The following is a 2451-nucleotide window of genomic DNA, read 5'->3' as shown; positions in this document are numbered from 1 at the left end:
GGAACCATGCAGGCCAACCAACGGCGCCTCCTCGCCAAAGTGCGCCCCATAGCTGGAGACAAACGGCAAGACACCAGTCCTGCACTGCCCCAATTCCCCGGCAAGCCTGTCAACCCCGCATCGCCTGGGACACAACGTGCAACTCTTGAGTACGTCGCGGGCATCCATAGCCCTCCTGCGGAGGTCATCAGGGGGCAACGACAAGTACGCAGGTACCACGTCGCTACATTGACCAACTGATGAGCTTCCGGAGTTTGCCGATGTCGCTTAACCTGATCCTGTCGCCGGTCGTTTCGATCAGACCCTTATCGCGCAGCTTTATGATCGAGCGTGTAACGGACACCCGACTGGTGCCGGTCATATCGGCTATCTCCTGATGCGTCAGCGGTATCTTGACAAGGCCGTTTTCGGAGTACTTGATCAACAACGATGCTATCCGCCCCTGCACGTCCATAAAGGCCATGTCCTCAAGGAGGCTCTCCATACTCTGTCGCTTATCCCCGATCAGTTGGATCAGCTTTATGGCAATATCGGGCCGCTTTCTGAGAAACTCCTCAAAGACGTTCTTGCGTATCTCAATGCCCGTGGAGCTTTCGGTTGCCTCAGCCGTAGTGCTCCTGTGCCTTTCACCCGCCAAGGCCATCTCGCCAAAGAACTCCCCAGGCTCGATGACGTCGAGCGTGAGTTTTCTGCCGTCGTGGTAGAGCTTTGAAAGCCTGATACGTCCGCCGTTAAGAAAGTAAATGCCGTTGGAATCATCGCCCTGTGTAAACACCGTTTCGTCCTTGTCCAGAGAAAACGTCCTGGCATATGTATCTATATACTGTAACTCTGCCTCAGTTACATCACGAAACAACGCATTGTGTCTTAAGCCGTCAATTTTCATATAGCATTATAGCATAAGTTGCAGATAAGTTGTATAATAGTAGCATATATGGAAGGTGCGGCAACAATTACATTAGACGAACTACTAGGCAAGATAGTCTCCTACAACGCTGACGCCAATACGGAGCTTATCAAGCTGGCGTATCACTTCACGCACGAGGCACACTGCGACCAGAGGCGGCGTGAGGGCACCCCCTACGTGGGACACCCCCTGGCGGTTGCCTCCATCCTGGCCGACATGCACCTGGATGTCCCGACGATCATCTCCGGCCTCCTGCACGACACCGTTGAGGACACCGATACGACTATCGATGACATAGGCGACATCTTTGGCGTGGATGTTGCGTACATGGTCAACGCCCTGACCAAGTTGACCCAGATGGAGTTTAAAACCCGTGAGGAGACCCAGGCAGAAAACTTCCGGAAGATGTTCATGGCAATGGCCGAGGACGTCCGCGTTATACTGATAAAGTTTGCAGACAGACTCCACAATATGCGAACCCTCGAATTTATGCCCTCAGACAAGCAAAAGCGCATATCGGCTGAAACCCTGGACATCTATGCCCCGTTGGCCAACCGCCTGGGTATCGGCTGGCTGCGTGCGGAGTTCGAAGACCTCGGCTTTAAATACCTCCATCCCGAACTTTACGAGGAAATTTCCCGTAAGGTCGCCGAAAAACGCCACGACCGTGAGAGCTTTATAAAGGAGCTGGCCTTCAACATCGAGTCGAAACTCAGAGAACACGGCATATTTGCGCGGGTCAGTGGCAGGGTGAAGAACTACTACGGCATATACCAGAAGATGGTCAAAGATCGAGTCCCCTTTGAAGAGGTCAACGACATCCTGGGCCTTCGGATCATCACCCAGACCAAGGACCAGTGCTACATGACCCTGGGCATCATACACTCGATGTGGATACCGGTTCCGGGCAGGTTCAAGGACTATATAGCCCTACCCAAGGTCAACATGTACCAGTCGTTGCACACAACAGTGCTCGGTGCACACGGAGAGCGGATCGAGTTCCAGATACGCACCGAAGACATGCACATGCTGGCAGAGCGTGGGATCGCCTCTCACTGGATATACAAGGAAAAAGAACGCCCCATAGACGACAGAGACGCCAAGTACTTCAACTGGCTCCGTGAACTCATCTACATGCAGAAAGACTCCAGCGATGCCAAGGACTTCCTGGAGATGTTCAAGGGCGAGGTGTTCCAGGACGTCGTCTTTGTGCTGACGCCCGCAGGTGAGATCAAGGAGCTTCCCACCGGTTCGACACCCGTTGATTTTGCCTACGCCATCCACACCGAACTTGGCAACAGGTGTGTTGGTTGCCGCATAAACGGCAAGATAGCGCCGTTAAAGTACCACCTCAAAAATGGCGACATCGTTGAAATTATGACGTCCTCCTCACACACGCCAAGCCGTGACTGGTTGGGCTTTGTTGTCACGCACAAGGCACGCAGCCGCATCAAACACTGGATAAAGTCTGAGCAACGTAAACAGGCCATCACCCTGGGCACTGCCATGCTGGATGAGGAACTACGAAAACACGCTATCGGTCC

General features: G+C 53.4%; 2 protein-coding genes and 1 pseudogene. 1 reads left to right on the top strand and 2 read right to left on the bottom strand.

The genetic code is table 11. The features are described from left to right. Together HWQ67_RS16350 and HWQ67_RS16345 are read right to left on the bottom strand one after the other, a co-directional pair. Positions 1-219, bottom strand: a pseudogene (locus tag HWQ67_RS16350) (radical SAM protein); the annotation flags it as partial. Between the two features lie 4 nt (positions 220-223). Then, positions 224-886 carry a Crp/Fnr family transcriptional regulator gene (locus HWQ67_RS16345; RefSeq protein WP_218253752.1) on the bottom strand — a complete coding sequence of 221 codons (663 nt, stop codon included), beginning with the start codon at positions 884-886 and terminating at the stop codon, positions 224-226. 48 nt (positions 887-934) lie between these two features. Here HWQ67_RS16345 and HWQ67_RS16340 point away from each other — a divergent pair. After that, positions 935-2451 (top strand): RelA/SpoT family protein (locus tag HWQ67_RS16340; RefSeq protein WP_218253751.1); only part of this gene is annotated, 1517 nt, incomplete at its 3' end.

Source organism: Candidatus Magnetobacterium casense, from assembly GCF_019173545.1.
Classification (GTDB): domain Bacteria; phylum Nitrospirota; class Thermodesulfovibrionia; order Thermodesulfovibrionales; family Magnetobacteriaceae; genus Magnetobacterium; species Magnetobacterium cryptolimnobacter.
This window is presented reverse-complemented; position numbering and strand designations above follow the sequence as displayed.

What these genes read in the sequence shown, in the direction of transcription:
- HWQ67_RS16345 (WP_218253752.1), bottom strand. Translation starts at nt 886, where the DNA reads ATGAAAATTGACGGCTTAAGACACAATGCGTTGTTTCGTGATGTAACT.